This window comes from Moorena sp. SIO4E2, assembly GCF_010671945.1.
GTDB classification, from domain to species: Bacteria; Cyanobacteriota; Cyanobacteriia; order Cyanobacteriales; family Coleofasciculaceae; genus Moorena; species Moorena producens.
Genome location: NZ_JAAHIE010001258.1, coordinates 1 through 1,334 on the forward strand (window position 1 = coordinate 1; position 1,334 = coordinate 1,334).

General features: G+C 45.9%; 3 protein-coding genes. 1 reads left to right on the forward strand and 2 read right to left on the reverse strand.

Translation table 11 applies throughout. From position 1 onward, the window contains the following. The coding region (locus tag F6K37_RS42720) for a hypothetical protein (RefSeq protein WP_287257264.1) at positions 1-236 on the reverse strand (236 nt) is incomplete at its 3' end. A gap of 192 nt (positions 237-428) precedes the next feature. Between F6K37_RS42720 and F6K37_RS42725 the strand changes: the two genes are divergently transcribed. Continuing rightward, a complete protein-coding gene (locus tag F6K37_RS42725; protein WP_008188032.1) occupies positions 429-845 on the forward strand; it encodes a helix-turn-helix domain-containing protein in 417 nt (138 codons plus the stop codon). 13 nt (positions 846-858) lie between these two features. On the opposite strand, the gene F6K37_RS42730 is transcribed toward F6K37_RS42725, so the two are convergent. Continuing rightward, positions 859-1,212 (reverse strand): phenylpyruvate tautomerase MIF-related protein, encoded by a 354-nt coding sequence (locus F6K37_RS42730; RefSeq protein WP_008188031.1) that lies wholly within the window; start codon positions 1,210-1,212, stop codon positions 859-861. Between the last annotated feature and the right edge of the window lie 122 nt (positions 1,213-1,334).

Genomic DNA, 1,334 nt, shown 5'->3' on the forward strand with positions numbered 1-1,334 from the left:
GAACTTGACCGAATTTTTTTATTTTGATCATTGAGGGAACAGGGAATCGGGAATCGGAACCCACCCCTAACCCCTCCCAGGAGGGGAACGGGAATCGGGAATCGGGAATTGGGCAATTGTTGCGTAGGGTGCGTTAGGGGCGGGCTTGCTTTCATGTTCTCCTCTACGCGCCTGAAGCCGCCCCGTAACGCACCACCCAAAGACTTGTGATAGTGCAATAGTTTTTTTTTAAACACCCACATCACCTATATCACCCCTAGTGCAAATGCAATAGTTTTTCCAATTATCCACGTTAACCACTTATACCTCCCATAGTGTAAATGCAACAGTTTTTTTCAACCACCACTATCTCCACACTTTCCACCCATTGCATCTTTTAAAAAATCGTGTTAATATAAACAATATCGTAAACACAATGGTTTTTCGCCATGATGATTTCTACCGCACAAGCCGCTGAATTACTAGGTATCTCTGCCACTCGCGTCCGTTTCCTGTTGAGCAAGGGCAGAGTTAAAGGTGCTTATAAAGTCGGTAGAACTTGGGTGATTCCCTTATTTGATGGCATGCCCGTGGTCACTCCTGGCACTCGTGGACCAAAGCGGAATTGGTCAAAGCGTACAAATTACACGAAGGCTGTGATCCACGTTAACCAGAAAGTGATTCGCCAAAATCACAACACCGGCGAAAGGAATCCAGTGATTACTGTCAAACGAGGCACTAATAACACTTACGGTCATACCGTAGAAGTCAATGGCCCTTGTCGGGTCATGTATCGCCCGGATAATCCCCTACACTGTGGAGCACGGGTATGGATTGAGACGATTTCTGACTTTAAAGTGAGCTGAGCCAGGTCTAAGGTCAATCAAACGTTGAGCCATTCCAACCCCACATATGTCTCTGGGCATCAGCAAATTCAATATAAATTCGGTTAAGTGCTACACCCAAGGTCTCATTAATCGTCTTGCAAAAATCCTGACTCATGGCCTTAGTTTGAGTGGGCTTCATGGTGCCAATATTTTTAATTTCCACATAGCAAACTGGGTCAAAGCTACCAGCAAACGTCATAGCAACACCAGGCTCAAACGCTGTCATCACATAAGCTTCAGGTTTACCCACATGCTCGGCTAGTTTTCCTGACAGGATTTTCAGCAACCCTTCAACAGCTGCTGATTCTGGAGCATCAATGGAAGTTTGAACTTTAATTAGTGGCATAGTTTTGATATCACACCCTAGTTGAGCTTTTGAACAGTTGAAATGTTAAGCGGTCAGCGGTCAGTGGTCAGTAGTCAGCAGTCAGTGGTCAGTGGTCAGCGGTCAGTGGTCAGCCGTCAGCC

Bases quoted from the DNA above. Each gene is read 5' to 3' on its own strand.
- F6K37_RS42725 (WP_008188032.1), top strand. From the start codon at position 429: ATGATGATTTCTACCGCACAAGCCGCTGAATTACTAGGTATCTCTGCC.
- F6K37_RS42730 (WP_008188031.1), bottom strand. From the start codon at position 1,212: ATGCCACTAATTAAAGTTCAAACTTCCATTGATGCTCCAGAATCAGCA.